The 26,854-nt window shown below is 56.0% G+C and carries 14 protein-coding genes, 4 rRNA genes and 2 pseudogenes; 13 read left to right on the forward strand and 7 right to left on the reverse strand.

Annotated features, from left to right (window positions below; genetic code table 11):
* Nucleotides 1–13 precede the first annotated feature (13 nt).
* From rrf (OZX62_RS00605) to rrf (OZX62_RS00630), 5 genes are all read left to right on the forward strand, one after another.
* Nucleotides 14–130: ribosomal RNA gene (gene rrf, locus OZX62_RS00605) — 5S ribosomal RNA — on the forward strand.
* Between the two features lie 353 nt (nt 131–483).
* Nucleotides 484–747, forward strand: a complete 264-nt coding sequence (locus tag OZX62_RS00610) for a type II toxin-antitoxin system Phd/YefM family antitoxin (RefSeq protein WP_277176129.1) — start codon at nt 484–486, stop codon at nt 745–747.
* 1,134 nt (nt 748–1,881) lie between these two features.
* A 16S ribosomal RNA gene (locus tag OZX62_RS00620) occupies nt 1,882–3,403 on the forward strand.
* Nucleotides 3,404–3,826: 423 nt separating this feature from the next.
* Nucleotides 3,827–6,899, forward strand: a 23S ribosomal RNA gene (locus OZX62_RS00625).
* 170 nt (nt 6,900–7,069) lie between these two features.
* A 5S ribosomal RNA gene (rrf, locus tag OZX62_RS00630) occupies nt 7,070–7,186 on the forward strand.
* The 16S, 23S and 5S rRNA genes sit together here, the layout of an rRNA operon.
* A gap of 542 nt (nt 7,187–7,728) precedes the next feature.
* Here the strand turns inward: rrf (OZX62_RS00630) and OZX62_RS00635 are convergent.
* The 4 genes from OZX62_RS00635 to OZX62_RS00650 all read right to left on the reverse strand — a co-directional run bounded on the left by OZX62_RS00635 (nt 7,729) and on the right by OZX62_RS00650 (nt 9,832).
* On the reverse strand, nt 7,729–8,124 hold the full coding sequence (locus OZX62_RS00635) for an alpha/beta hydrolase fold domain-containing protein (RefSeq protein WP_277176131.1): 396 nt from the start codon (nt 8,122–8,124) through the stop codon (nt 7,729–7,731).
* A 29-nt stretch (nt 8,125–8,153) separates the two neighbouring features.
* Nucleotides 8,154–8,723, reverse strand: a complete 570-nt coding sequence (locus OZX62_RS00640) for an alpha/beta hydrolase fold domain-containing protein (RefSeq protein WP_277176132.1) — start codon at nt 8,721–8,723, stop codon at nt 8,154–8,156.
* Nucleotides 8,724–8,804: 81 nt separating this feature from the next.
* Nucleotides 8,805–9,128: a transcriptional regulator gene (locus OZX62_RS00645; RefSeq protein ID WP_277176133.1), complete on the reverse strand. Its 324-nt coding sequence runs from the start codon at nt 9,126–9,128 to the stop codon at nt 8,805–8,807.
* Nucleotides 9,125–9,832: a hypothetical protein gene (locus OZX62_RS00650; RefSeq protein WP_277176134.1), complete on the reverse strand. Its 708-nt coding sequence runs from the start codon at nt 9,830–9,832 to the stop codon at nt 9,125–9,127. The genes OZX62_RS00645 and OZX62_RS00650 overlap by 4 nt, the downstream gene beginning before the upstream one ends.
* A gap of 579 nt (nt 9,833–10,411) precedes the next feature.
* Here OZX62_RS00650 and OZX62_RS00655 point away from each other — a divergent pair.
* The 8 genes and pseudogenes from OZX62_RS00655 (at nt 10,412) to OZX62_RS00690 (ending at nt 19,421) form a co-directional block, all read left to right on the forward strand.
* Nucleotides 10,412–12,106, forward strand: a complete 1,695-nt coding sequence (locus tag OZX62_RS00655) for an FTR1 family protein (protein ID WP_277176135.1) — start codon at nt 10,412–10,414, stop codon at nt 12,104–12,106.
* Complete coding sequence (locus OZX62_RS00660; protein WP_277176136.1) at nt 12,103–12,225, forward strand: hypothetical protein; 123 nt, start codon at nt 12,103–12,105, stop codon at nt 12,223–12,225. Before OZX62_RS00655 ends, OZX62_RS00660 begins: the two co-directional genes overlap by 4 nt.
* Before the next feature lie 106 nt (nt 12,226–12,331).
* Nucleotides 12,332–12,973 (forward strand): iron transporter, encoded by a 642-nt coding sequence (locus OZX62_RS00665; protein WP_277176137.1) that lies wholly within the window; start codon nt 12,332–12,334, stop codon nt 12,971–12,973.
* Between the two features lie 442 nt (nt 12,974–13,415).
* Nucleotides 13,416–14,690, forward strand: a complete 1,275-nt coding sequence (locus OZX62_RS00670) for a Fe-S-containing protein (protein WP_277176138.1) — start codon at nt 13,416–13,418, stop codon at nt 14,688–14,690.
* Nucleotides 14,691–15,037: 347 nt separating this feature from the next.
* Entirely contained in the window at nt 15,038–16,552 is a 1,515-nt protein-coding gene (locus OZX62_RS00675; RefSeq protein ID WP_277176139.1) for an FtsX-like permease family protein, read from the forward strand.
* A gap of 219 nt (nt 16,553–16,771) precedes the next feature.
* Nucleotides 16,772–17,293, forward strand: a pseudogene (locus tag OZX62_RS00680) (ABC transporter permease); the annotation flags it as partial.
* A gap of 558 nt (nt 17,294–17,851) precedes the next feature.
* Nucleotides 17,852–18,490, forward strand: a pseudogene (locus tag OZX62_RS00685) (FtsX-like permease family protein); the annotation flags it as partial.
* Nucleotides 18,491–18,629: 139 nt separating this feature from the next.
* Nucleotides 18,630–19,421, forward strand: coding sequence for an ABC transporter ATP-binding protein (locus OZX62_RS00690; protein ID WP_277176140.1), 792 nt, complete (start codon nt 18,630–18,632; stop codon nt 19,419–19,421).
* A gap of 136 nt (nt 19,422–19,557) precedes the next feature.
* On the opposite strand, the gene OZX62_RS00695 is transcribed toward OZX62_RS00690, so the two are convergent.
* From OZX62_RS00695 to OZX62_RS00705, 3 genes are all read right to left on the reverse strand, one after another.
* Nucleotides 19,558–22,104, reverse strand: a complete 2,547-nt coding sequence (locus tag OZX62_RS00695) for a YhgE/Pip domain-containing protein (protein WP_277176141.1) — start codon at nt 22,102–22,104, stop codon at nt 19,558–19,560.
* Nucleotides 22,101–24,707: a YhgE/Pip domain-containing protein gene (locus OZX62_RS00700; protein WP_277176142.1), complete on the reverse strand. Its 2,607-nt coding sequence runs from the start codon at nt 24,705–24,707 to the stop codon at nt 22,101–22,103. The genes OZX62_RS00695 and OZX62_RS00700 overlap by 4 nt, the downstream gene beginning before the upstream one ends.
* Before the next feature lie 300 nt (nt 24,708–25,007).
* Nucleotides 25,008–26,555 (reverse strand): BspA family leucine-rich repeat surface protein, encoded by a 1,548-nt coding sequence (locus OZX62_RS00705; protein ID WP_277176143.1) that lies wholly within the window; start codon nt 26,553–26,555, stop codon nt 25,008–25,010.
* Between the last annotated feature and the right edge of the window lie 299 nt (nt 26,556–26,854).

Below are 26,854 nucleotides of genomic sequence, written 5' to 3' on the forward strand. Positions count from 1 at the left end.
ATAATATAAGATTTGCGGCGGCCATAGCCCAGGGGAGACGCCCGGTCCCATTCCGAACCCGGAAGCTAAGGCCTGGCACGGCGATGGTACTGCACCCGACAGGGTGTGGGAGAGTAGCCCGCCGCCGCACCACACTTCACGAAGACCCCGCGGTCGAGCCTCACGGCCCCCGCGGGGCCTTTCGCATACCCGGCACCCCGCACGGCCGGGCCAGCCATACCGAACCCAAGGCCACACACACCAGAACACGGGACGCAACCCGCGTGAACCCGCGGCCAGGCCCCACACGCAGGGCCACGCACCAAACACCGCACACCGAAACTCATGGCACCGTGACACGGGCTTCAGGTCTTAGCGTTTTCAGCATTCGGATTCAGAAGCAAGTTTTAAACTCCATGAGCGGAACAGCATATGCTACACTCATCATTAAACGTACCGCATAACGTACGTTAATAATAACGAGACTTTAGTAGGGCGGCAAAAATGGATACGTATACTCCGACGGCAGCAAGGAAGAATCTGTACCAGATTCTCAAGGATGTCAATGTTCAGCGTAAGCCGGTAGTTATTTCTCCTGCAAGAGGCAACAAGGACGAGGAAGCAGTGGTAGTCAATCGTACCGATTGGAACTCAATTATGGAAACCCTCTACCTGGAGAATACAGGCACTCTTGCAACGGCTGAAAAACGTCGCGCTGATGACAGCGGAACCACGGATATCGATGACATCGATTGGGATACGCTGTGACGTACCGCGTCGTAATCAAGAACTCGGCCAAATCCGATCTTAAAAAACTCAAGCGTTCACATCTTCAGCAATCATTCATGCAGGTAGTCTCAGATCTGAAGTCCGACCCCTACCAGCCGACTCAATCATTTGAAAAGTTGCAGCCGGTTAGCAGAGGATTGTATTCTCGACGGATTAACAGCCAGCATCGTGTTGTCTACGATATCGATGACGATACGCAGACCGTAACGATATATGCGGCATGGAGCCATTACGAATAAAAGAAGCTCTATCTTGCCCGCGTACACAATTGAGATGAACGGAGAGGCTGCGAGAAACTCAGCCGCATTCTCTTTCTATGTGTACCTGCCTCTATAACCAGGAATTTCTGCTTACGTAACATTCAAGTTGAAGTTCGGATAATAAGTAAAGCTTGAATCTTCAATGTCGGGTTTTTACCTACTGCTAAATGCCTAAGCTCTCTTTGGTGCTTTGATGTTTACGAAAATGTATGTGAGCGACTCTTGATGTTCGGATCAACGGTGACTCATGACTGGTGGCTACTTAAACGAACATAATGTCCATTATCGGCATTTGACGGTTATAGCTTGAATACTCAGGACATTGGTATCAAGACTTGGCTGATGTTGATCGTGGTTGCTGCTCCCCCATAAAGAGGGGTGACAGTTTCTTGTCTTCACCAACGAAGACACGCCGATAATGAACGAACCAGAATATTTTCTGATTATTTTTTAGGATTTTCTACGCCGCAAACAGCCTTAAAATGCTTAATACCCGTAATTTCAACACGCCGAAGAAACGTTGAAATTTCACCGAATTTTGACCTTTTGTTCGAATAGGACTTGCGCTCGGGGGCAACCTCGTGTAAGTTATCTACTTGCTGCCTGACGGCGACAACAAATCTTCGAGATTGATTGAAGTTGTTGGTGTGGTGGTGGTTTGAGAACTCAAGAGTGTGTCTGTACTACTTTTTATTGTAAAGCTTTTTTGATTGCCAGTCCGGCGCGTGCCCCGTTTCGGGGTGTCCTAGGGGGCTTAATTCGTGTCGGGGTTTTTAGTGTGGACCATTCCCCCTTATGGAATGGTTCCGTCAATTATTTTGTATGGAGCCGATTTGTTCGGCCTTTCATGTTTTTTGTGGAGGGTTCGATTCTGGCTCAGGATGAACGCTGGCGGCGTGCTTAACACATGCAAGTCGAACGGGATCCATGGTGCTTGCACCGTGGTGAGAGTGGCGAACGGGAGAGTAATGCGTGACCAACCTGCCCCATGTTCCGGAATAGCTCCTGGAAACGGGTGGTAATGCCGGGTGTTCCGCGTGATCGCATGTGATCGCGGGAAAGGGTTACCGACATGGGATGGGGTCGCGTCCTATCAGCTTGTTGGCGGGGCAACGGCCCACCAAGGCTTTGACGGGTAGCCGGCCTGAGAGGGCGACCGGCCTCATTGGGACTGAGATACGGCCCAGACTCCTACGGGAGGCAGCAGTGGGGAATATTGCACAATGGGGGGAACCCTGATGCAGCGACGCCGCGTGCGGGATGAAGGCCTTCGGGTTGTAAACCGCTTTTGTTGGGGAGCAAGCGAGAGTGAGTGTACCCTTCGAATAAGCGCCGGCTAACTACGTGCCAGCAGCCGCGGTAATACGTAGGGCGCAAGCGTTATCCGGATTTATTGGGCGTAAAGAGCTCGTAGGCGGTTCGTCGCGTCTGGTGTGAAAGCCCATCGCTTAACGATGGGTCTGCGCCGGATACGGGCGGGCTTGAGTGCAGTAGGGGAGACTGGAATTCCCGGTGTAACGGTGGAATGTGTAGATATCGGGAAGAACACCAATGGCGAAGGCAGGTCTCTGGGCTGTTACTGACGCTGAGGAGCGAAAGCGTGGGGAGCGAACAGGATTAGATACCCTGGTAGTCCACGCCGTAAACGGTGGATGCTGGATGTGGGGCCCATTCCACGGGTTCCGCGTCGGAGCTAACGCGTTAAGCATCCCGCCTGGGGAGTACGGCCGCAAGGCTAAAACTCAAAGAAATTGACGGGGGCCCGCACAAGCGGCGGAGCATGCGGATTAATTCGATGCAACGCGAAGAACCTTACCTGGGCTTGACATGTTCCGGATCGCCTCAGAGATGGGGCTTCCCTTCGGGGCCGGTTCACAGGTGGTGCATGGTCGTCGTCAGCTCGTGTCGTGAGATGTTGGGTTAAGTCCCGCAACGAGCGCAACCCTCGCCTTGTGTTGCCAGCACGTTATGGTGGGAACTCACAAGGGACCGCCGGGGTCAACTCGGAGGAAGGTGGGGATGACGTCAGATCATCATGCCCCTTACGTCCAGGGCTTCACGCATGCTACAATGGCCGGTACAACGGGATGCGACATGGCGACATGGAGCGGATCCCTTAAAACCGGTCTCAGTTCGGATTGAGTCTGCAACCCGACTCCATGAAGGCGGAGTCGCTAGTAATCGCGGATCAGCAACGCCGCGGTGAATGCGTTCCCGGGCCTTGTACACACCGCCCGTCAAGTCATGAAAGTGGGCAGCACCCGAAGCCGGTGTCCGAACCTTTGTGGGCGGAGCCGTCTAAGGTGAGGCTCGTGATTGGGACTAAGTCGTAACAAGGTAGCCGTACCGGAAGGTGCGGCTGGATCACCTCCTTTCTACGGAGAATTCAGGATGCTGTTCGGCATCCGGTGTCGGGCCTGCCGGGGATGTTCCCTGGTGTGGTCCTGCTGGTGTGGAAAAGATCAGAAGATTACAACTTTACATACGAGGTCGTGTGGGCATGCTTTTGGGCTCCCGGATCGCCACCCCGTCCTTGTGACGGTGCGATTCGATGCCCTTCGCTGAGGGCCTTCCCGGATGGGGCGGCCGGACGCGTCGGTGCGTGGTGGCTTGAGAACTGGATAGTGGACGCGAGCAAGAATATGTTCTTGCTTTGTTAGATGCAATTTTTAAGACCGGTCTCCGATTCTTTTGAATCTGGGGATTTGGTCGATCGTTTTGTGATCATTCATAGTGTGATGATGTGTTGTCCAGAGTTTTTCGCAGAAGGTCCTTGCGGCATGCAGCCTGTATGGGTGTGTGTTGCTGGTAAGGGCGTATGGTGGATGCCTTGGCAGACAGTACCGATGAAGGACGTGTGGGGCCGCGATAGGCCTCGGGGAGCCGCCGACAGGGCTTTGATCCGAGGATTTCCGAATGGGGGGGACCCGCCGGCCGTATGGGCCGGCACCGCATTCGTGCGGGGGGTACGCAGGGAAGTGAAACATCTCAGTACCTGCAGGAAAGGATATTCCGTGAGTAGTGGCGAGCGAAAGCGGATCAGGCCAAACCGGCCGCGTGTGATAGCCTCCAGGCGTTGCGCGGCGGGTGTTGTGGGGCCTGGTGCCCGGATGCTGGAGCGTCCGGCGGAAGTCATAAAGCGGCGTGCTAGGCGAACGGGATTGAATTCCCGGCCGTAGAGGGTGATGGCCCCGTAGCCGGTCGCGCGCTGCCTTCCGATCCAGGTTCCCAAGTAGCACGGGACTCGTGGAATCCCGTGTGAATCCGCCCCGACCGTGGGGTAAGCCTAGATATGACTGTCTGACCGATAGCGAACGAGTACCGTGAGGGAAAGGTGAAAAGCACCCCGGGAGGGGAATGAAATAGTTTCTGAAACCGTGCGCCTACGAACCGTCGGAGCCTCCTTGAGGGGTGACGGCGTGCCTATCGAAAAATGAGTCTGCGAGTCAGTGGCAAGTGGCGAGGCTAACCCGTCGTGGGGAGCCGTAGCGAAGGCGAGTCTCAAAAGGCGTTTGAGTCGCTTGTCCTGGACCCGAAGCGGGATGATCTAGCCCTGAGCAGGTTGAAGCGCGGGTAAGACCGCGTGGAGGACCGGACCCACCTAGGTTGAAAACTGGGGGGGATGACTTGGGGCTAGGGGTGAAAGGCCAATCAAATTCCGTGATAGCTGGTTCTCTCCGAAATGCATTTAGGTGCAGCGTCGTGTGGTTCGCCCGGGGGGTAGAGCTACTGGATGCCTGAGGGCGCGTATCGCGTACCGAGGGCAACCAAACTCCGAATACCCGTGGCGCTATAGCGCGGCAGTGAGTCGGCGGGGGATAAGCTCCGTCGTCGAAAGGGAAACAGCCCAGATCGTCGTCTAAGGTCCCGAAGCGCGTGCTAAGTGGGAAAGGATGTGGAGTCGCATAGACAGCCAGGAGGTTGGCTCAGAAGCAGCCACCCTTGAAAGAGTGCGTAACAGCTCACTGGTCTAGTGGTTCCGCGCCGACAATGTAGCGGGGCTCAAGCACGCCACCGAAGACGCGGCAGCGTCCTTTTGGACGCTGGGTAGGAGAGCGTCCCGTACGGGGTGAAGCGGCCGCGTAAGCGAGCCGTGGACCGTGCGGGAGCGAGAATGCAGACATGAGTAGCGAGAGACGGGTGAGGATCCCGTCCGCTGGATGACCAAGGGTTCCGGGGCCACGTTCATCGTCCCCGGGTGAGTCGGGTCCTAAGGCGAGGCCGACAGGCGTAGTCGAATGGACGAACGGGTCGATATTCCCGTACCGGCGCAGGACCGTCCGGGCCGAAAGTCGGGTACTAACCTCCCGCCGCATCGATGGCTCCCTTCGGGGTGCCGGACGTGTGGTGGTTGGGACAGACCTTCCGGTAGGCCAGCGCAGGAGTGACGCAATGGAAGAGCCGGCCGCGGCGGTGGTAGTCCGTGGCCAAGCGTGCAGCCCGCACCCCAGGCAAATCCGGGGCGCGCGAGGGCGAGGCGCGATGGTGGGGCCCGTTGGGGCCGAATCCGGTGGTTTCCGTTGCCGAGAAAAGCTTCGGCGCGAGGTGCTGCGGCGCCCGTACCGCAAACCGACACAGGTGGTCAGGTAGAGAATACCAAAGCGATCGAGCGAATCCTGGTCAAGGAACTCGGCAAATCACTCCCGTGCCTTCGGTATAAGGGAGACCCCCTGGGGTGAACCGCCTTGCGCGGGGAGCTTCGGGGGGTGGCACAGACCAGGGGGTAGCGACTGTTTACCAAAAACACAGGTGCATGCGAAGGCGCAAGCCGCTGTATATGCACTGACGCCTGCCCGGTGCCGGAAGGTTAAGAGGATCCGTCATCCCGACTCGTTCGGGGGCAGCGGTGAATTCAAGCCCCGGTAAACGGCGGTGGTAACTATAACCATCCTAAGGTAGCGAAATTCCTTGTCGGGTAAGTTCCGACCTGCACGAATGGCGTAACGACTTCCCCACTGTCTCGACCAGGAGCTCGGCGAAATTGCAGTACGAGTAAAGATGCTCGTTAAGCGCAGAAGGACGAAAAGACCCCGGGACCTTTACTATACCTTGGTATTGTCATTAGGTGGAAACTGTGTAGCATAGGCGGGAGGCTTCGAAGCGCGGGCGCCAGCCCGTGTGGAGCCGCAAGGTGAAATACCGCTCTGTCTCCATTTGATGTCTAACCTCGACACGTCATCCGTGTCAGGGACAGTGCCTGGCGGGTAGTTTAACTGGGGCGGTTGCCTCCCAAAGGATAACGGAGGCGCTCAAAGGTCCGCTCAGCCCGGTTGGCAATCGGGTGTTGAGTGCAATCGCACAAGCGGGCTTGACTGTGAGACTGACGGGTCGAGCAGGGACGAAAGTCGGAGATAGTGATCCGGTGCCGGCGCACGGGCGCGGCATCGCTCAACGGATAAAAGGTACCCCGGGGATAACAGGCTGATCATTCCCAAGAGTCCATATCGACGGGATGGTTTGGCACCTCGATGTCGGCTCGTCGCATCCTGGGGCTGTAGCAGGTCCCAAGGGTTCGGCCGTTCGCCGATTAAAGCGGCACGCGAGCTGGGTTCAGAACGTCGTGAGACAGTTTGGTCTCTATCCTCTGCGCTCGTTGGAATATTGAGGAGACCTGCCCATAGTACGAGAGGACCTGGGTGGACGAACCTCTGGTATGCCGGTTGTCGCGCCAGCGGCACGGCCGGTTGGCTACGTTCGGAAGGGATAACCGCTGAAAGCATCTAAGCGGGAAGCCTGCTCCGAGATCAGTATTCCTTTGGGACTTCGAGTCCCTGTAGGCCCCAGGCGAGAACACCTGGTTGATAGGCCGGACGTGGAAGCCCCGCGAGGGGCGGAGCCGACCGGTACTAACGGCCGAAAGGCAATCACACTCCCATCCCTCGGGATGGGGCGTGAGGCATCCTCTGCGATTGACTCCAGGCAGCACTAGCGCTTGGACGACACAACTCGATTCAACGCATCCGACACCGCGTCCGCTTTCCGGTTCCCGGGCCGCCACATCCCATGGCGGGTCCACGGACCCACATGCATAATATAAGATTTGCGGCGGCCATAGCCCAGGGGAGACGCCCGGTCCCATTCCGAACCCGGAAGCTAAGGCCTGGCACGGCGATGGTACTGCACCCGACAGGGTGTGGGAGAGTAGCCCGCCGCCGCACCACACTTCACGAAGACCCCGCGGTCGAGCCTCACGGCCCCCGCGGGGCCTTTCGCATACCCGGCACCCCGCACGGCCTCCCACACACCCGCGGAACCCCGCAAGGCCCGGGACGCAACCAACAAAACCACCGCCGCGGCCAGGCCCCGCGGAACAGCGTGGGACCTACACGGCAGCTTGAGATGAACATGTAAAACGGCCGGGCATGGGATTCCGGAAAAACAGGAGCCGTAAATGACACGGACAATGATGTCGTGCCCCACCGCCCCGTGCAAGGCGCCGGCACCCCGCGGCGCGGCCTATTCAACGGTTGACGGAATCCAAAGGCATGCCCCTGGCCGCCTACGTGGCGACTTTGCCGGAATTCCGGAACCGAGGCCATGCCCGGTCCCTGTCGAGGAAGGCGCTCGACGCCCCGCGACGGACGGGCCACGGGGAAGCGACCCTGGCCGCGGCCGACGGCGACGACGCCGCGATCGGGGCCCATCGGGACGCCGGCTTTCAAGACGGAAACCGACACCCGACACTGTGTCCCGAATGGCCTCAACTCTGAGCTGTGAGGAAATTTTCGATTCCGTATTCGAAGCCGTCTAGCAGGAAGTCTGTTGCGTTTTCAGAGATTTTGGCATGGGGCACCAATGCGTCGAAGACGTGGAACGCTCCGGGGAAGACACGGAACTTCGTCTCCACGCCGGCAGCGGCAAGGCGATCCATATAGGTGACCGTTTCATCGTGGAACGGTTCGATATCACCCACATAGCTCAACGTCGGAGGAAGCCCGCTTAAATCTTCAGCCCTGGCTGGGGCGGCATATGCCGGTACGTCACCAGTAACTCTTCGATTTCCCAGATACATATTCCAACACAAACGATTTGAAGCAGTGTTCCAGACGGGAGCATCGTTGTCGCATGAACTTGGGGTCTCGCGGTCGTCCAACATCGGGCAGATTGGCACTTGGAAGGCGATATTTACGTCTTTTCGGTCCCGGGCCAAAGACTGACTGCAGCTGTAAGATTGCCGCCTGCGCTGGCTCCTGCAACAATCAATTGGTCAGGGCGTACGCCAAGTTGCCTGGCGTGGTCTCTTAGCCACAGCAGTGTCCAATAACAATCCTCAAGAGCCGCAGGATACGGAGCTTCGGTGGATTTGCGGTAGTCGGGAGCCACGAGAACTGCATTGGTCGCGTCCACTATTTTTTCAAAATAAAAGGCTTCGAGTTCCGGGGATTCAAGAGCGAATCCACCGCCGTGAATCCATAGAATGCCGGGAGTCGATTTAAGGGAAGTATCCGCATTGGCGTCTTTGCTGGCACGATTGGCTTTCGGGCTGTAGATACAGATACGGAGGCTACTTCCGTCAGGCCTGCGCAGATGCTGCTGTTCATAATGCAAATGCGTATAGTTAGCCCCATTCAGCAGACGAGTCGCTCGGTTCGCCCAGCGGATCGATGTCGGGGTAAAGTACGGTAAAACGCGCCGAATCATTTGACCGGTGTCTCGTAGTTCTGGGTCGATCATATCGTCGCTGATATGTGCCATCGCCTGCTCCTTATTGAAGAAATGCCAAGTTATATTCATTTGGCTATAAAACGAATATAACTTGGCATATCGATTGTGATTTTATTTCTTTGGAGAGGGCGATTTGTCCGTTGCCGGCTTCAACAAAGCCTGCAAATCGTGCAGATACGTTGCGAACGCGTCTCGGCCCGCCGAAGTCACTGAAACGTAGGTGGCAGGTTTTCTACCTTCGAAGGTCTTTTCGGTGGAGATATACCCGGCTTCCTCCAGTTTGGTCAGGTGAACCGAGAGGTTGCCATTGGTCATATTGAGAAGCTGCTTGAGTTTTGAGAATGATATGGATTCGTCGTCGTTCAGACTGGTCAGTGTGGTCATGATTCGTAGTCGCGAAGGCGCGTGAATGACGGGATTGAGCTGCTCACTCATGCATGCTGCTCCTGATCCAGATTGGCAACGGTTTCGGCTGCTCGATGGTGTGCGAATATCAGCGCCGCAAGGAAAGCTATCAGCAGTCCGCCGCCGCCAAGCAAGGCCATAATCCAATATCCTACAGGTATGCCAGCGAGAATTGTGCTCCAGCTTAGCGCCATCATCCATACGCCGGTGATTGATAGTGTGAGGTCGTTGTACATGGCGCCTTGGAGCCAGTAGATGAGTCCGAGTATCAGCGGCACCACGAAGTTGTAGAGCACTGACATCTCAGTGTTTCCGGGACCGTATTTGTCTGCGAATATCGCAAGACCGCACATGCTGAAGATAAACGCAAGAGGGTACGACCAACCGGCTACTTTCCCCATGCGTTTGAAATAATGGAACATCGGGTTTTCGGATCGGATACCGGATGCGTCCCGCACGTTCAGAAGGCAGGAAGCGATGAAAGCCAAAATCAATGCGATGGCGAAGATGATGAATGACCATGCACTGGTGGTGGTGTCACCGCCTGTGAGAGGTGTGGTTCCGAGGGCGAGAATCGAGTAGCCAATGAGCCAAGCGGCTCCCCAGATGCCAAAATGAATATAAGATCCTTGATTTCTGGCCAGATTTGTTCGTTTTCGTTGCGTTTTCACGATATTCAGTGCATCAACTGGATTCGGAATCTGCTCATTGTCTGAAGATTTGTTCTCTAGCATCGCTGCTGCCCTCCAGGAAGCTGGTTAGTTAGTTGATTGACTAATTGCTGCAATTACAAAGTAGTTTATAGTATAAACTTGATTTGTCAAATCTAATACTTCTCTTCGGGATACTCCGAACGATACTTATGGATGTATAAATTGTATGAAATGTCGCAAAATGTTGAAATTCTGGCGTTTAATACCATAAAAAAATTTAAAAAACAAGTCTTTTTTTCTGATTTATTTTCCTTTATTCTATTTGGAGACACAACGGCACAATAGTGTCGCGTAATAGAGTGAAGCGGAGCGCCAATGCGTGCGAAGACAAGGCTGGCCAAGTTTGTGGCATTGTTGCCACTGCTGGCGGTAGCGGCAATGATTGCGTCGTTGCTGGTGCCGCAGAACACTGCAGTTGCAGGAGATGGTAAATCTTCAAGCACCGTAAGCTCAAATGTTTCTTATGATTCAGATAGCCGAGTCGAAGCAAACCAGCTAGTACAAAGTAATCAAACAACTGCAGAACGTGCATACTCCAATGAAGGAGTGGCAGCTGAGAGCCAGATACGACCTAGCGGTTTGGTAATCAAGGCGGATGCTTTGGAGTCAACTGCAGCCGCTGGGAATCAAGGCTATTCAGTGCAGGCTGTGGCCGATACTGTTACGGCGGAAGACGACACTTGGGGTGGGGTGGCCAAAGACCTTGGTAAGGGCCTCGCGCAAGTCAACAGCACTTATGCTTCGGGTGACAGGACTACGGCCGCCTCGCAGATGAGTGCGGTTTCGACCAGATATACGGCTTCCAATTTCAGCCGCGCGGTGCAGGAAACGCTGGGCGCCGATCGTCAGCAAGGCGAGATGAATCAGTTCCAGTCCGTGCAGCAACTGACGTATAGCGACGGGCACGGGGCCGATTTGGCTGCGCAGATTTCTGCGCTTTCCGGCGAGCTTGACGACGCTTCGGCACAGCTCGATGCCAGTCCAAACCTTGCCAAGCCCAAGGCTTATGCGGCTCAGATCGAGCAGGCGGTCAAGGAACAGCGCAAGGTGCTGCAGAAGAACAAGAAGACCAAGTTCTATGGCAAGGGAAACCGCACCTGGCTTCAGGTCGCGGGGCAGATGGGCAAGGTCATCGATCAGGGCGTTGCCGCTTCGAAAGCCGGGGACGGCGAAAAGGGCGCCGATAAGGTCAACGAAGCCTATTACCAGTACTACGAAAAGCTCGGCTTCGAAAAGAACGTGATGAACGCGATTTCGGGCTCTCGCGTCTCCTATATGGAAAGCTGCTTCAAGGAACTGCGCAAGGCCATGGTGCGTGGGGACGCGCCTGCCGGCATCAAGAAGCAGGCCGATGAGCTCAAGGCCAACCTCAATGTCGATGCGAAAAAACTTGATGGCGGGGCCGAAGATCAGGTCAATGGAGCCACGAAATTCGCTACCAGCTCAATCGGGCAGTCGTTCTTGATTCTGGTGCGTGAAGGACTTGAAGCGCTTCTGGTGGTCGCGGCCATCATCGCCTACATGCTCAAAAGCGATAACAAAAAACTTGTCAAGTGGATTTATCTTGGCGTCATCGTCGGTCTCATTGGCTCGGGGCTGATGGCAGTGCTGTTCGCAGTGTTCTTCAACGGCAACGGGCCGCAACAGGAGATTATGGAGGGTGTGGTCGCACTCATCGCGATGTGCATGCTCATCTACACAAGCAACTGGATGCTCTCGAAATCCGATGTTGAAGCGTGGCAAAACTATATCGGCGATAAGACGAAAAAGGCCGTTTCGGGCGTGGCCGCAGCCGATTCGCTGACATTCGCTGGCGTCGTTTCGCTTGCGATGCTGAGCTTCCTGGCCGTCTTCCGTGAAGGTGCCGAGACCGTGATGTTCTACCAGAGCGTCTACTCGATGACCAAGGATTCGAAGGGCATGTGGATCGGCGGTTTGGCGGCTGCGGTCGTGCTGGTTCTCGTATTCGTGTTGATCCGCTTCACTTCCGTGCACATTCCGTTGCATCCGTTCTTCCTTATCACCTCGGCGTTGCTGGCCGTGTTGGCCGTTACGTTCGCCGGCGGTGGCGTGCACTCGCTGATCGAAGGCGATGCCATCAACGGAACGTACTTGGCGACTATGCCGACCAACGAATGGCTTGGGCTGTATCCATACACCGAAACCATCGTCGCGCAGATTATCGCGGCTGTGGTGATTATCGGATTGTTCGTCGTTTTCGGTATCCGCAAGCATCACGAAAAAGTGATGAACGCTGCTCAACCTTCTGATTCCAAGGAGGCCATCGCGAAATGAATACCAAGACGATTGCCGCTGAGGCACCCATGGCCTTGTTCATGGTTGCTGATGTGCGGGGTTGTAGGAAGGCGGTGAAAGCCAGGGAATCGGCCGATTCCGCTGAACTCGCAGCATAACGTGGTCGGGAAAGGGAACGGTAAATCGCTGTCGACGAGCCGTTCGACATATACCGTCTTAGAAAAATTTAATGATAGATATTCCAAAAATAAACAGGAGAAAACAATGAAGAAAAGCAAACTGACCGGCCTGCTGGCCGCTGTGGTCGCAGGTGCGCTCGCGTTCTCGCTCGCCGCTTGCGGGTCGAACGGTTCGGGTTCTGCTTCCAGTGACAAGGGCAAGTCCAGCTCGTCGTCCTCGCAGAAATCGGATAAGAAGGCGAACAGCAATGGCGCGAAGTTCGAGGAGATTCCGATCGGACACGACCAGCAGATTTTCCCGCTCAACATTGCGACCGTCTACTTCCAGCCGGTTGATATGTACCCGCAGGGCATGGGACTTTCCGCGGCTGAATCGAATCTCCATCTCGAGGCCGATATCCATGCGCTCAAGGACAACAACCTCGGCTACGGCACCGGCGACTTCATCCCGAAGCTTACCGTCAAGTACGAAATCCAGGACAAGAACGACCCGAACAACAAGCAGGACGGCACGTTCATGGAGATGAACGCCGATGACGGCCCGCACTACGGCGCCAACATCAAGCTCGACAAGGCCGGTCAGTACAAGCTCACCTACACCATCTACAGCCCCGAGACCAACGGCTGGACGCTGCACGTCGACCCGGACACCGGCGTCAAGGGCCGCTTCTGGACGAAGCCGATTGTGGCTACGTTCGACTGGAATTACGTCGTGCATCAGTGGTGATTTTCTAAATCAATTTGAGAAATCAATGACGTGGTGGAGGAGGGGGACATACTTGCTTCGGAACCCTCAAGGCCGGTAGGCCAAGCTTTACTCCTCAGCAAGCATGTCCCCCTCCTCCACCACTCAACGGGTGTAACTCGTTTTGATATGAATGTTCACCATGATGCAAAGCGACTAGAGCGGATAAAAATAGTTTTTGCTTAGTTAAGAAATTTGTGAACTCACGTGATGCCTGGTTAAACATGGTTTGATATTTTTCTTTTTATTTTGTTGTTTTGACTGCTTCAGCACTTTCAGTGGCTGAGTCTTTGGTTGAGCTGTGGTCTGTGGGGCATGCTTGCTGAGACATAAAGCTTGGCCTACCGGCCTGGAGGGTGTCGAAGCAAGTATGCCCCACAGACCACAGCGTCATGAGGGATTGTCAGTTAAGTAGGGAGTGCGGATGCTCGAGGAATTTGTGGGGGTGCTGCCGGGGATGGTGGCGCCGGCGCTGCTTGTGATGACGCTGAGCGTGCTGCTCGGGGTCGGCGAGGGGCGCGATAGACCTGTCAGTCGGCAGTGGCGGCTGTATGGGCTGCTCGTCGGTATTGGCGCGGCACTGATTTTTACCGTATTGCGCGTGCTGGTCATTGTCGATCGGCGTTCCGGGGTCAATCTGCCGGTGCTCATTGGATGCGTGGTCTGTGATGTGTTGATACTTGCGATTATGGCCTGCTCGAAGCGGCTCGTGGGCGACTGGCACGAGCATCCGATTCGGTTGCATGTGGCCAACGCGATTTCGGCGATTGGTATTGCCTTGACTACGTTCTTCGCTTCGCAGGATGTTTTCATGCAGCTGACCAGTTTTGTGGAGACCGGCGAATCCCCGTTCACTTCCAAAATGCTGCTGCGGGCGCTCGGCTTTGCGCTGGGCATCGCCGCGGCCGTCGTGACAGCGGCGATTTTCCGTACCATGCGCACGACTGCGGTGCGTGGCAGTTTCCTTGCGGCTTCGATGTTGATGCTGCTGGTTTTGCTGGTCCGGCATGTGACGCAGCTGTGCTCGCTGCTGATGTCGATGATGTTTGTCGAGTTTGATGGCACTGCATTTAATGTGTTGATTCTCGCGGCGAACAATGATATGAAACTGGTCATCGCCTCGGTGCTGGTCTTCATCATTCCCGTTATCGCCTCGATTGTAGCCGGATTCCGTACGCCGCTGGCTGGTGCCAATGATGCCGTGGTCCGCGAACACAAAGCGTTCCGGAGGCGTGCGAAAGCGGCTGGTGCGTGGAGTTTGATCGCCATGATTGTGGTGACGTTTGCGTTGACTGCAGGAGTTGCCAAAGTCCACGAGCAACCCACACTTTCGCCGCCGGAAGGATATTCGCAGCACAACGGCATCGCGACCATCGCCTTCAACAAGGTGGATGACGGCCATCTGCACCGCTTCCAGTACAAGGCCAAGGACGGCACGGTGATGCGCTTCATCATCATCAAGAAGAACGGCGGATCCTTCGGTGTGGGCCTCGACGCGTGCATGACCTGTGGCGACGCGGGCTACTACGAGAAGGATGGCAAGATCATCTGCAAGCGCTGCGAGGTGGAGATGAACGTGGCCACCATCGGTTTCAAGGGCGGCTGCAACCCGATACCGTTCCCGTACGAGGCCTCGCATGGCAAGATCACCATCCACACCTCCGACCTCGACGCACTGTCGTCGCATTTCAAGGAGTGAGGTGGACGAATGACAAACGAGATGGAAATGTTCATGCGAGCCGGAATGAATGGGTGCAAGATGCTCAGTTGGGGGAATCCGAATGGCCATTTTCTTGCTTCGACGTATGGATATGCAAGAAAAGGGCCACTGAGCGGCTCTCAGCGACCACTTTCTTGCATTAGCGCGCGCGTATGCCAGAAAGTGGTCACTAGGCGTCGCTCAATGGCCCTTTTCTTGCTTCCGCCTTTGAACGTGCAAGATATTGGTCATTTCAGTGCCGAGAGATATCAATGTTCGGGATACGGCGGTTGCGTGCACAGTGTCAATGCGCTCCGAGAACGTACGAGTTGGCGTAGGAGGTAACGATGTTTTTACTGAGAATGGTATTCCGCTCGTTTTCGCGGCAGCTCAAGCGGCGATTGCTGATTGCGGTGACTGTGTGCCTGTCGGCGACGATTTGCGCAGCGATGCTTGGTGTCGTCTTCGATGTGGGCGACAAGCTCAACGCCGAACTGTCTACTTATGGCTCGAATATCGTCGTCAAGCCCAAGGCCGACGCGGTGGTATCGGACCTGTACAATACTGCGGACGCCGGCAATGCTGACGAAGCCGCGGACCCGACCTCGTTCCTCAAGGAATCGGATGTGCCTAGCATCAAAACGACGTTCTGGGCGTTCAACATCACCGATTTTGCGCCGGAACTCAATGTGAACGCCACGATTGACGGACGCAATGTGCCGGTGACGGGGACGTGGTTTAACAAGAAAGTGCCGCTGGCGACCGGCGAGAGCGTGGTGGCCGGAGTCAAGGGCATGCGTTCGTGGTGGAAGGTCGACGGGGCCTGGGCCAAGGACGGTTCGGGAGCTGCGGGAACGGGCAAGGTCGTGGCGACGGCTGATAGTAGCAAAACCGATAGTGGCCAAATGAATGGGCAATCGGGAAGTGCCATGGACATGAGCATGAATATGGACATGGGCGATAACAGCGGGAAGCAAACCGCCAACGCCGATTCCAAAAATGCTCAAAATGGCGCGAATAAAGCAAATTCCCAGAGTTCCGATGGTGTGGTCCAAGGCATGATGGGCAAGGACTTGGCCAACGCCACCCATACCAAAGTCGGGCAGACCGTTACGGTTTCCAAGGCGACGGCTGACGGACAACATCGCAGCCAGCGCGTGCGGATTGTCGGGATTTTCGATTCGGGCGACAACGATTCCAACGGTCTCTATATTCCTTCTTGGTCGGCGCAGAGACTTGCCGATTTACCGGATTCCATCGACAAAATCGAGGTCAAGGCACTGACGACCCCAGAAAACGATCTGGCTCGCAAAGCGGAGAAGGATCCCGCAGCATTGAGCCAGGAGGAATGGGAGACCTGGTATTGCACGGCTTATCCGTCTTCGATTGCCTATCAGATCGAGGAAGTGATGCCGGGGGCCGTCGCCAAGCAGGTCCGGCAGGTGGCGGCACTGCAGGGCGACGTGTTGCATAAGACGCAGGCCGTGATGATACTGATGACCGCACTGAGTTTGATCGCAGCGGCAATCGCTGTGGCCAATCTGATGGCGTCTTCGATTGGGGAGCGTGGTTCGGAACTGGCGCTGCTCAAGGCCATCGGCGCGACCGACGGTGCGGTCTCAAGACTGATGCTTACCGAGACGGCGGTGATTTCGCTCATTGGCGGACTGGTCGGTGCGGGGCTCGGTTCGTTGCTTGCGCAGGTCATTGGACACGTTGTGTTTGGCTCGGGAGTGGTGATGCGGCCGATGGTGTTCGTGCTGGTGTTCGTGCTGCTGGCTGTGACCATTCTGATCGCCTCGTTCTCCTCGATTCGTTCGATTCTGCATCTTCGTCCGGCGGAGGTGCTCCATGGCCGGTGATCGATATGAAATATCGCGCAGGAATGCCTGCGTTGGGCTGAGCGTTTTTGGTGTTTGGAATTTCGCCATTATCAAAGCGATGAACGTTGAAAGGAGGACGGTATGAGTGCAGTGAAGCGTGACGATTCCCGTGGAAAATCCGGGAATGGCGTCAAAGGGTCGAGCGCTGGTTCCATTGCCGCCAACAGTGCTGCGGATAGTGCGGCTGTCGGACGGCCGATGACCAACCGTCGCATGTTCTTCCGTATGCTGTTCAGCGCAGTGTTCCGCCGGCGCTCGCGAGCGATGATGGCTGTAGTCGCCTCCTTGGTGGGTGCGGCAACGCTGTTCTGCCTTGCTGCCATCTGCGTGGCGGTGCCGCAGCAGATGAACGAGGAGATGCGGACTTATGGCGCCAATCTTATCGTCACTCCGACGCAGCGGACTGTCGGCGGGAAAGCCGTTGACGGTTCCAAAACCACGAATGTTGCGGATTCCGGGTTTGACCAGAAAACCGTCGCAGCGCTGAACTCGACGGTGAAAAATGCTGGCTCCGAGCGCTCGGCTGCATATAGGTATGAGAATACGCGTATCAACTCGCTGCCGTTCGTGGTGGCGGGCATCAATCCGCGTGAGGTGAAGGCGCTGAACCATCACTGGAGTGTTGAGGGCAAGTGGCCGTCGAACGGCGGGGTGATGCTCGGACGTGACGCGGCGACGAAGCTTGATGCCAAAATCGGTTCGGTTATCACCATCAAATACAGCCCCGGCAAAAGCGTGGCCGCCGCGACTGGCGGGACTGGTGGTTCCGGCAGCTCAAGCTCGGGAAGTGAAAGCTCAGGTTCGAGCGGCTCTACAGCTGGCAGTGGCAACACTAGTGGTTCGGGTTCTAGCTCTTCGAGCTCAACTGAGGGCAATTCTTCGGGTCATGACATGTCGAATATGAAGGGCATGAAGATGTCCGATTCGTCGCATGCCGATGATGTTCAGCAAGGTATGGCCGACGCAACGGTCAAGGACAAACTGGGCAAGGCGCTGAACAGTCTGTCGGCGGAGGCCAAAGCGCCGGATATGCCGGGTATGGATATGTCGCATATGGGCACTCACGATATGGGGAATATGCCAGGCATGAAGATGTCTGCTTCTGACCTTGGTTCCGTCAATCTTGCGGAATGGAAATCGGCGGATACGACGGGCGATTATTCTGGTTCCGTTGACTCGTTGGGATGGAATTTGACTGGAATGAGCGCTGAGAATGCGGGTACTAATTCCGGCTCCGTCCGGCTGGCCGAGTGGAAGCCTACCGCTCCCAACGCGGGCGGCATGGAATTCCGGGTGGACGGTATCGTCGATACCGGCGGCAGCGAGGACGATATGGTCTATGCCAATAACCTCGATGTTGACAAGCTTACCGGCTTTGAACGCGGGGCGGATGTCGTTGAATTCTCGGTTGATACGTCGGACTCGGGTCTGAGCAATCTCGTCAGTAGCGTCAACAAGAAGGCTTCGCTCAATGCTAAGGCGCAAAAGGTCACGAAGATTACCTCGTCCAATGTGCGCATCATCACGATGCTGCAAACGCTCTTCTGGATCGTGACGGTTGTTGTGCTCGTGCTGACACTTGTCGGCGTGGGGACCACGATTTCGTCCATCGTCTCTCAGCGGCGCAATGAAATTGGCCTGCGCAAGGCGCTTGGTGCTTCGTCTCGTAACATCGCGGTGGAGTTCACTGTTGAAGCTGCGCTTTATGGGCTGATTGGTGGGCTGCTCGGCACGGCCATCGGCTATGTGCTCGCTTATGCGCTCAGCGCTTCCGTTTTCGGGCAGAAGCTTTCCCTCAACTGGCCGCTGGCGCTCGCCTCTGTGCTGGTCAGCATGTTGGTCGCAGTGCTTGCATCGCTGCCGCCGGTGCGCAACGCGGTGCGGATCGACCCGGCCGTCGTGCTGCAGGAGGAATAAGAGATGAATATGAGCGCCGGAACAGACAAGCCGGATACGGAAACTGATATTAGTGCTGGTAAACGGACTGTTGGGGAGCGGTAGAGTCCGTTTACCTGCATCGCGAAACAAATTTTGGTAATGAGTGAAAGGAGTGGCTATGCTGCTCGAACTTGATCATATTTCGAAGATCTACGGCGACCTTCACGCGGTGGACGATCTCAGTCTCACCGTGCCGGCGGGGCAGTGGCTTGCGGTCGTCGGCTCGTCCGGCTCCGGCAAAACCACGCTGATGAACATCATTGGCTGCATGGATTCGCCCTCGAAGGGTTCCGTGACGCTTGAGGGTCGCGAACTCAACGATCTGAACGCCACCCAGTTGGCTGATGTGCGCAAGAACGTCATCGGGCTGGTGTTCCAGAAGTTCTACCTCGTGCCGCACCTGACCGCTGTCGAAAACGTGATGGTGGCGCAGTACTACCATTCCGTGGTCGATGAGAAGGAGGCGCTCGAAGCGCTCGACCACGTGGGGCTGAAGGACCGCGCGAAGCATCTGCCCAGCGAGCTTTCCGGCGGCGAGCAGCAGCGTGTGTGCATCGCCCGTGCGTTGATTAACCACCCCAAGCTGATTTTGGCAGATGAGCCAACCGGCAACTTGGACGAAAAGAATGAGAAGATTGTGCTCGATCTCTTCCGCGAGCTGCATGAACAGGGCACGACCATCATCGTGGTGACGCACGATGCGCTGGTCGCTTCGTGCGCGCAGCGCGAGATTATGCTCAACCACGGCGTGCTGGTCGGTGAGCAGTGGAACGACGACAAGGCTCGTGAAGCTTATGAGGCGGCAGGCGGCAAGCCGGCTTCTACCGGTGCTCAGGTCGAGGGCGCCCAGCAGGGTGATACTCCGATTTCCTTCGCCAACCCGACGAAAGCCGCGAAAGTCCAAGGATAATCGGGAGAAACAGCTTCATTCTGAAAGCACGCGAATCGCAACTATTGATTTTGATAATCGCAATTCGTGTGCTTTTTCATATAGTCAATTCGTTGATCGGGCATGATTACGCGGACCTTTATCGGTGAATTTAGCCTTAAATCAGCTTGGTGCGTTCCATTTGGCCGGAGAACCAGGTGTTGAATTTCGAGGGCTTCGGCATGATGAGACCGATGACGAGCATGACCGCAGCGTAGATGAGGACAATGCCCATCTGAATCCAGAAATCGTTTTGGTAGATGCCGGCGATGGCTGCGCGGGCGGCCTGGATGGAGTGGGTGGCCGGCAGGAACGGGTTGATGACTTGGACGAATTTCGGCAGTACTTGTAGCGGATAAGTGCCAGAGGATCCGGAAATCTGCATCACCAGAACGATAACCGTCAGCGCTTTGCCGATGGTGCCGAAGCAGGCCACGAGCGTGTAGATCACGAACGCGTAGACCAAGCCGGAAACCCAGCCCGCGAGCATGAACAGCATCGGATGGACGGCGTGGACGCGCAGGAAAAGCAGCGTGCCGGCGCAGGAGAATGTGCTTTGCAGCAGCGAGATGAAGGCGAAAATGCCGAAACGGCCGAGGAAGAGCTGATAGGGTTTCGGCTCGCTGAAGAGGCGACCTGCGTCGTTGATGGGAACGGATTCATCGTCTGGTGAGGCGGGGGCTGTCGAAGTCTTGCCTTTAATGCCTTTAGCGCTCGCACTGGTGGTATCGATACGTTGCGTGGCCTCGTTATCGGTATTTATCGGATCGTCGAGAACCACCGTGTCCGCTTCTCTTAAGCCATCTGTGTTTGCCGTCGAGGCGTGGTCGGGCAAATCGTTATTGCCGGTGGTGGCAAGTGCTGCGGTGTCGGCTGTACGGTACGGTTCTGTGCCTACGTGATTCATTGAGGCGGTAACAGTACCAGTGAGTTTGCCGTTGCCTGCGAATCTGTTGCTCTTTTGACGGCGACGCTTGCGTAGCCATCCCCATCCGGATCCAAAATCAGCCTCGCCGAGCTTGCGTCGCGTTTCACGCGAAACGTCGGTTTTGAGGGTCAACGCAATCAGCAGCGAGCCAACCCAGAGCGGAATGAACGTGTAGAACGGGGTCAGTGACGTGCCGAAATTCTCGACGGGGAAAACAGCGTTACGTTTGAGCGCAACGGGAGCGGCTAGGGTGGCAGCGAGTTTGTCTGGGTCACCGGAAAGCAGCTTTTTGACCTTGGCCATGTCGCCGCTGTTCAGCGCCTCGGTCAATTGCTGGCTGAAGGTGGTCAGCTTGCTGCTGGCGTCGGAAAGTGTGGCCGAGGTGTCGCTGAGCGTCGTGCGCGCCTGCTTGAGTTTGTTGTTGACCTGGTTGGCAGTCGCGTTGAGCGAATTCACGCTATTGTTGAGGTCCGCGGCACCGGAACCGAGAGACCCGGAAACGGACGAAAGCGATGAAGTGATGCTTGCGATCTGCGGTTTCAACGTCGCCGAAAGATTGGTGCTGAGCCCGTCGATGGCCGTTTTTGATTGATTGGCGAGGCTGACGATTTGCTCGCGTTGCTGTGTAGCGTTGCCGGTTTTCGCATCGAGGTCGCTGGCCGAAGTGTTCAAAGCGGTTTGCAACGACTTTTGGCGCGCGATAATGTTGTCGAGAGTGGCAAGCGTGTCGGTTGGGGTTGCCGGCAATCCCGCCAACGTGTCCCGGATTTTCTGGTACTGTGCCGCTTGATCGCCGATAAGCCCCTCCTGTTTGCGGATTGTCGCCGAAACGTCGGCGGAGGATTTGCCGGCGCTGTCAAAGGCGTTGCCGATATCCGTGCCGATGGCCCCGTTGCTGGCAGAGCTGGCGCTTAACGCCTGCGAAAGCGTGGAAGTCGCGGTATTGAGCGCGCCAGAAACATCCTTGACGCTACCACCGGCTTTGTTAAGCTGTTTGAGCGAGTTGCCGGTATCGTTTGAAGCGTTGTTGAGCAGCGCGGCAGAGCTGGAAAGCAAGGTTTGGGAGATGTCGATGAGACTTGCGTAGGCTTCAACGTTCGTTGCGGAATCGTTGAGCTGACTGGCCAAATCGTTGATATTGCCATTGAACGTGGTCAGGCGGCCGCGGGCATCGGAGGAATCGAGCTGCTTGGAAAGGCCGTTCGCCACGCTCAGTGCGGTGCTGGTAATCGTGCGCGCGAACATCTCGTTGACTTCTTTGGAAATCTGGTCGGCACCCTGCCCGGTGACCTTTGGCGCGACGGCGTTCTTCTTTTCGTTGGTGTAGTACTCAAGCGTGGCGTGCTTGGCATCGGAGGAGAAGAAGGTCATCATGTTGCGGCTGAAATCCTTGGGAATGATGACTGCCGCATAATAGGTGCCGGATTTGGTGCCCTCGATGGCCTTGTCTTTGGTGGTGAAGGTCCAGTCGAGCTGGCTATTGGCGCGCAGCTGGCCGATGACCTGGTCGCCGAGCTTCATTTTCACCGGCATGAGGTCGCTGGAGTAGCCTTCATCGACACTTGCGACGGCGAATTTCAGGTTTTTCGTGTTGCCGAACGGGTCCCAGCTCGCGGTGACGTTGAACCAGGTGAACAGCGCGGGAATGATGACCAAGCCCATGAGGATGATGATCGAGATGATATTGCTGGTGATGCGTCGCACGTCGCCGGTGAACAGTTTCCATATCGTTCTCATCGCTGGTCGCCTCCTTCCGCGTTATTTCCAGACAATGGTGTTTTGATTTTTGCTTTCTTGCGTGGCCGCTGACGTTCGTATAGCAGCGTGCGTACGGCATCATCCTCGAGATTGCCGAGGCGCACCTGCCGGGCCAGGCTGTCGCGGATCAACTCGACGCCGACCAGGAAAATGATGGTGACAAGGAACCAGATGACCCATGCCGCCAGCGCGATCACCTTGGTGCCGGTGGTCAGCGAGAACGTGATGGCCATGGCGGCCGGGATGGCGATGCCGAAAGCCAGTGCTCCACGCATGAGCTTCGGGTAAAGCAAGGCGAACTTTCGCGCGCGTTCCTCAATGCCCGCGCGGTATTCCTCTTTATTCGCGAGCATGCTCAGGGCCTGCGAAATCGGGTATTCGTGGGTCTTGTGCAACGCAGGTTCACTGGTGATAATGTCGCCGGCCTTGAGCTGGCGGTCGACCAGACGCTGCAGGTTGCCCATATGCGGCTTGACGACCAACCCCAGAATGAAGAACAATACCACGAAAATCATCAAGCGGCCCATGTTAGCGAACCAGTCGGCATGGTAGAAGCCCGCGATGGTTTCGCGCAATGCGTTGATCGAGTAGGTGAACGGGAAGTAAGGGTACATGTCACGGAAGAATTTCGGCATCATTTCGATGGGGTACATGCCTGATGAGCCCGGAATCTGAACGATGACCAAAGCCACGCACAGCGCCTTGCCGACGTGCAGGAACGAGGCCGAAAGCGCGTAGGTGATGCTGACGTAGACCATTGAGGCGAGCATTGCGGTAATGATGAAAATTGGCACGTTGTGGCATTGCACGCCGATGATGAGCTCGCCGAGTACGGTGACGACGGCTTGTATCGAGGCGATCAAAGCGAAGAGAATCCAGCGGCCCCAGTAGCGCTGCCCGGGCGTCGGTTCGTTTTCCAGTCCTTCGTCATCTACTTCCAGCTTCATCAGCACGACCAGCATGAACGCACCGACCCACAGCGTCAGGTTCGTGAACAGCGGTGCCATGCCGGAACCATACGTGCTCACCGGGTAAACCACTTTCGTGTCGAGAACGGTGGGCGAGAGCATGAAATCGGCGATTTTGGCAGCGTCGAGCTTGCCGTCGCCGCCCACGGATTTTGCCAAGATGCCTGAGCTGCCGAGCGCCGAAGAGCTGGAAAGCGCAGAAATGTCGGCGGTGAGGGTCGACAGGTGGCCTTGCAGATTCGCCAGACCTTTGTCGGTGCCCGCAAGCGCTTTGGCCGCAGCGGCTGAGGCTTGGTCGAGTTGGTTCAGCACGATTGTGGATTGAGTAATCAGCGAACCTTGCGAGGCGAGGTTCGCCGACGAAGTGGCGGCGACCGTTGAAAGGCCATTGAGACCGTTGTTGAGCTGCGGTAGGGCCCCTGTTGTAATGGTTTTTCGCACGTTCGCGGCGTTGCTCAAAGCCGATTGCGTGGAAGTGTTGATGCCGTTGGCTGCGGAAACGGTGCTCGAAACCGTCGAGCCGAGGTTCTTGCTGGAATTGAGGTCGTTCAGAGCCGTAATGGAATCCCCGAGACGCTGGTTCTGAGCTTTGAGATCCGCGATGGCGCTGGAACTTCCGGGCACGCCCGCTGCTTCCAATCGGCTGATAAGGCTGCCGGTGTCGGTATTGATTTGTTGGGCCGTGGAAAGTGCCGAGCCTACGTCACCGTTGGCTTTCGTGAGTCCTGCCGCGATGGAATTGATGGCGATGTTCGATTGCGAACTGGCTTGCGAGAGCAGATTTGAGCTTTGGTCAAGGGTGCCGCCGGAGTTGTTGGTGAAATCGTTGAGGGTATTTTGCGTGTTCGTAATCGCGGATGAGGCGTCCTTGAGCTGTTTGGAGGTCTGTGCTCCGGCCTTTTGCGTTTTATCCAGCGTGCCTCGTGCAGCCTTGGTTTTGTCGGGAATGCCGTTGAGGGTCGCCGTCAAATCGCTGATATTGCTGCGGATATCGGCGACGGACTGCTGCGCCTTGTTAAGGTCGGCGAGGGTGTCGGCCGTCGCGGTGTCGGCTTTGGCGTTGATGTCGGTATCGGTTTTGTTGACAACGCCGGAAACGACCTTGCTTACCGTGGAAACGAAGGTCTCGTTGACCTGGCTGTCGACCGTTGAGGCGCCGGTGTCGGTGATACGGCTGGCCAGCGCGTTCGCTTTTTCGTTGACGTAATATTCCAGCGTCGGGCGCGTGCTGTGTCCCTCGATGACCCCGGCCACGCGGTCGCTGAAATTCTTTGGGATAATAATGGCGGCGTAGCTTTCCCCGGATTCCACGCGTTGCATGGCTTCGTGCTGGTCGGCGAATTTCCAGCCCAACTGGCTGTTGCCCTTGAGCTGGGTCACAATCTGGTCGCCCATGTTCATCTTGCCGATGGGCTTAAAATCAGTGCCGCGATCGTTGTTGACCACGATGACTTCGATGCCCTGCGTGTTGCCGTAAGGATTCCAGAAACCTGCGATATTGAACCATGCGTAAAGCGGCGGAATGAAGACGAGACCGAAGAGGACGACCCACGCCGCCGGTACGCTCAGCAGGCGCACGATATCGCGTCGTACGATGGCCATCACATTGCCCATGGAGCTCCTTCAAGTGACTGGATTGTCGGGTGGAATGGAATGGGAACGTCAGACTCGGTATGTCGGCTCCCTGTATGTATTCACTATAATCCCCGATGTATCACCATATTTGAAACCCTAAATCTTCTGTTCAAAGCGAATAAATTTGGTGGTTTCTCGAGACAAAATCATTGCGTGGGAGAGGATTGTTCTGCAGGCGGTGCAGATGCTTTTGTAAGGGTATAAAACGGCGGGAATGGAGCTAATGGTCTCTGTTCCCGCCGTGTGGTGGATGATTATTCGATTGCGATGACTTTTAATTTATATTGCTTTGCGGCCAGCTGAGAATCGACGCAGGGTTATGGCCAGAGCGGCGAGTGCCATGGTGATGGCAGCGAGGGTGAGGTTTAGAGCGGATGAGCCGGTGCGCGCGAGTTCGTCGTACTGTCCGTTTCCGGCTTGCCGCTCTTCGGAAGAGGTATTTTCTGGATTTTGCTTGAAAGCTGCGAGTGATGGAACGTGTTCCGGCTTGGTCAGGGACGGATAGCCGGGCGTTCCGGGCAACGCCGGTCCGGCGACGATTGGTTCCGTTCCCTCGTCTTCTGGCTCAATTTCGATTTCTTCACCTTCGCCAGGTTCTATCTCGCCTTCGCCGCCCTCGTCGGGTTCCGTTCCATCTCCGGGATTGCTGCGCTGCCAGATCGCGTGCATCGTGATGTCGTTGTCGGTGTCGTCGTCATCATCCAAAGTGAGCACGGAACCGGCCTGATAATGGGGTTCTGCAGCGTCATCGGTGTGCGCCCAACCGGCCAACGTATGGTCCTTCTTAGTCATCTCACCTTGACCGGGCATTTCAAATTCGGCTGGCGCGTTTGGCCAAGCGTCGCGGGTCATCGTTGCCGGGGCCGCGCCTTGCGCCCCGTTGGCGTTGAAACTTACGGAAATCTCAGACCTCCCGTACCAAGTGGCGCTTGGCGAATCCTGCCCAAAACCAAGCGCCGGGTCGCCTGTCCAATTACCGTCCTGGCTCTTCCAACTGGTGGACGGCGCGTTGGCAGCGCTTCTGAAGGCCGCGTTCGCGCCGACGTGGACGAAGCGCAGGGCCGTGCACCCTTCAAGCATATTGTCTATTCTGTCATCGCCGCTGATTTTGCCGGTATCGAAGCTGGAAAGGTCGAGTCGAGTCAGCGAGGAGTCGCCTTGGAACATCGAAGCCATGGTGAACGTGTTGCCCGTCGAGAACGAAGAGCCAAGGTTGATTGATGTCGCGCTTTTCATCCCTCCGAACATGTGATTCATGTTAGTGACGTTTGAGGTGTCGAATTTATCTCCCAAATCGAGACTTTGCAGCGTGGAATTCGAAGCAAACATATAGCTCATATCGGTCACATTGCTGGTGTCGAATTTATCGCCAAAGGTTATGCTGCCGAGCGACGGGTTCTTATAGAACATCTGTCTCATGCTGGTAGCGTCGCTGGTGTCCAAGCCCGTTAAATCGATGCTGGTCAGATACGGCATGTCATAGAACATCTGGGAGGAGTCGACGTGGGCCTTGAGCGGCGTATCCACCGTCACCGTCTTGATTGAATATCTCACGGAATACCATGGGCGGGTGTTGGGCAAAGTACCCATGCGCCCCTCGTATCTGCTGCCAAGATGTAGTTGTGAACAGTCCGAACTCAACTGCCAGTAAGCGTCGGTGCCGAACGAGCGTTTGCTGGCATCGCAGTAGGCTTGAGCGGTTGGTGTCTGCTCGGTGCTCCCGGATGGCGGCTGATGTTCGTCGGCCATCGCGGTTTGCGGCACTATGGCAAGGGCGAGAGCGGCCAGGGAAGCGGTCGCAGAGGCTATTACGTTTTGTGTCTTCATCAATTGTTCCTGATAATTTGCTATTCGGACAGTCGCTTGATCATATGTAGGTGTCTAATTTTGTAATTTTGATTTTGTTTATTCGCGTAGTTTGCAAGCCAAATGATCACATGTTTGGTTATGCGCGATGACGTCACGTCATCTTCGGTGTGATATATGAAATATCCTCAATGCCAACGTATCGGTTTTATAAGACAAACGATAATAGATTGATGAATTTCTACAATTTCTTTGACTCCGGATTTGAACGCGGCCATCGCGCTTGGTACCCTTAAAAAGATTGCTGAAGACGCTGAATG

Origin of the sequence: Bifidobacterium sp. ESL0690, assembly GCF_029392315.1 — a bacterium.
Taxonomy (GTDB): Bacteria; Actinomycetota; Actinomycetes; order Actinomycetales; family Bifidobacteriaceae; genus Bifidobacterium.

What these genes read in the sequence shown, in the direction of transcription:
- OZX62_RS00610 (WP_277176129.1), top strand. Translation starts at nt 484, where the DNA reads ATGGATACGTATACTCCGACGGCAGCAAGGAAGAATCTGTACCAGATT.
- OZX62_RS00635 (WP_277176131.1), bottom strand. Translation starts at nt 8,124, where the DNA reads ATGTTGGACGACCGCGAGACCCCAAGTTCATGCGACAACGATGCTCCC.
- OZX62_RS00640 (WP_277176132.1), bottom strand. Translation starts at nt 8,723, where the DNA reads ATGGCACATATCAGCGACGATATGATCGACCCAGAACTACGAGACACC.
- OZX62_RS00645 (WP_277176133.1), bottom strand. Translation starts at nt 9,128, where the DNA reads ATGAGTGAGCAGCTCAATCCCGTCATTCACGCGCCTTCGCGACTACGA.
- OZX62_RS00650 (WP_277176134.1), bottom strand. Translation starts at nt 9,832, where the DNA reads ATGCTAGAGAACAAATCTTCAGACAATGAGCAGATTCCGAATCCAGTT.
- OZX62_RS00660 (WP_277176136.1), top strand. Translation starts at nt 12,103, where the DNA reads ATGAATACCAAGACGATTGCCGCTGAGGCACCCATGGCCTTGTTCATG.
- OZX62_RS00665 (WP_277176137.1), top strand. Translation starts at nt 12,332, where the DNA reads ATGAAGAAAAGCAAACTGACCGGCCTGCTGGCCGCTGTGGTCGCAGGT.
- OZX62_RS00670 (WP_277176138.1), top strand. Translation starts at nt 13,416, where the DNA reads ATGCTCGAGGAATTTGTGGGGGTGCTGCCGGGGATGGTGGCGCCGGCG.
- OZX62_RS00675 (WP_277176139.1), top strand. Translation starts at nt 15,038, where the DNA reads ATGTTTTTACTGAGAATGGTATTCCGCTCGTTTTCGCGGCAGCTCAAG.
- OZX62_RS00690 (WP_277176140.1), top strand. Translation starts at nt 18,630, where the DNA reads ATGCTGCTCGAACTTGATCATATTTCGAAGATCTACGGCGACCTTCAC.
- OZX62_RS00695 (WP_277176141.1), bottom strand. Translation starts at nt 22,104, where the DNA reads ATGAGAACGATATGGAAACTGTTCACCGGCGACGTGCGACGCATCACC.
- OZX62_RS00700 (WP_277176142.1), bottom strand. Translation starts at nt 24,707, where the DNA reads ATGGGCAATGTGATGGCCATCGTACGACGCGATATCGTGCGCCTGCTG.
- OZX62_RS00705 (WP_277176143.1), bottom strand. Translation starts at nt 26,555, where the DNA reads ATGAAGACACAAAACGTAATAGCCTCTGCGACCGCTTCCCTGGCCGCT.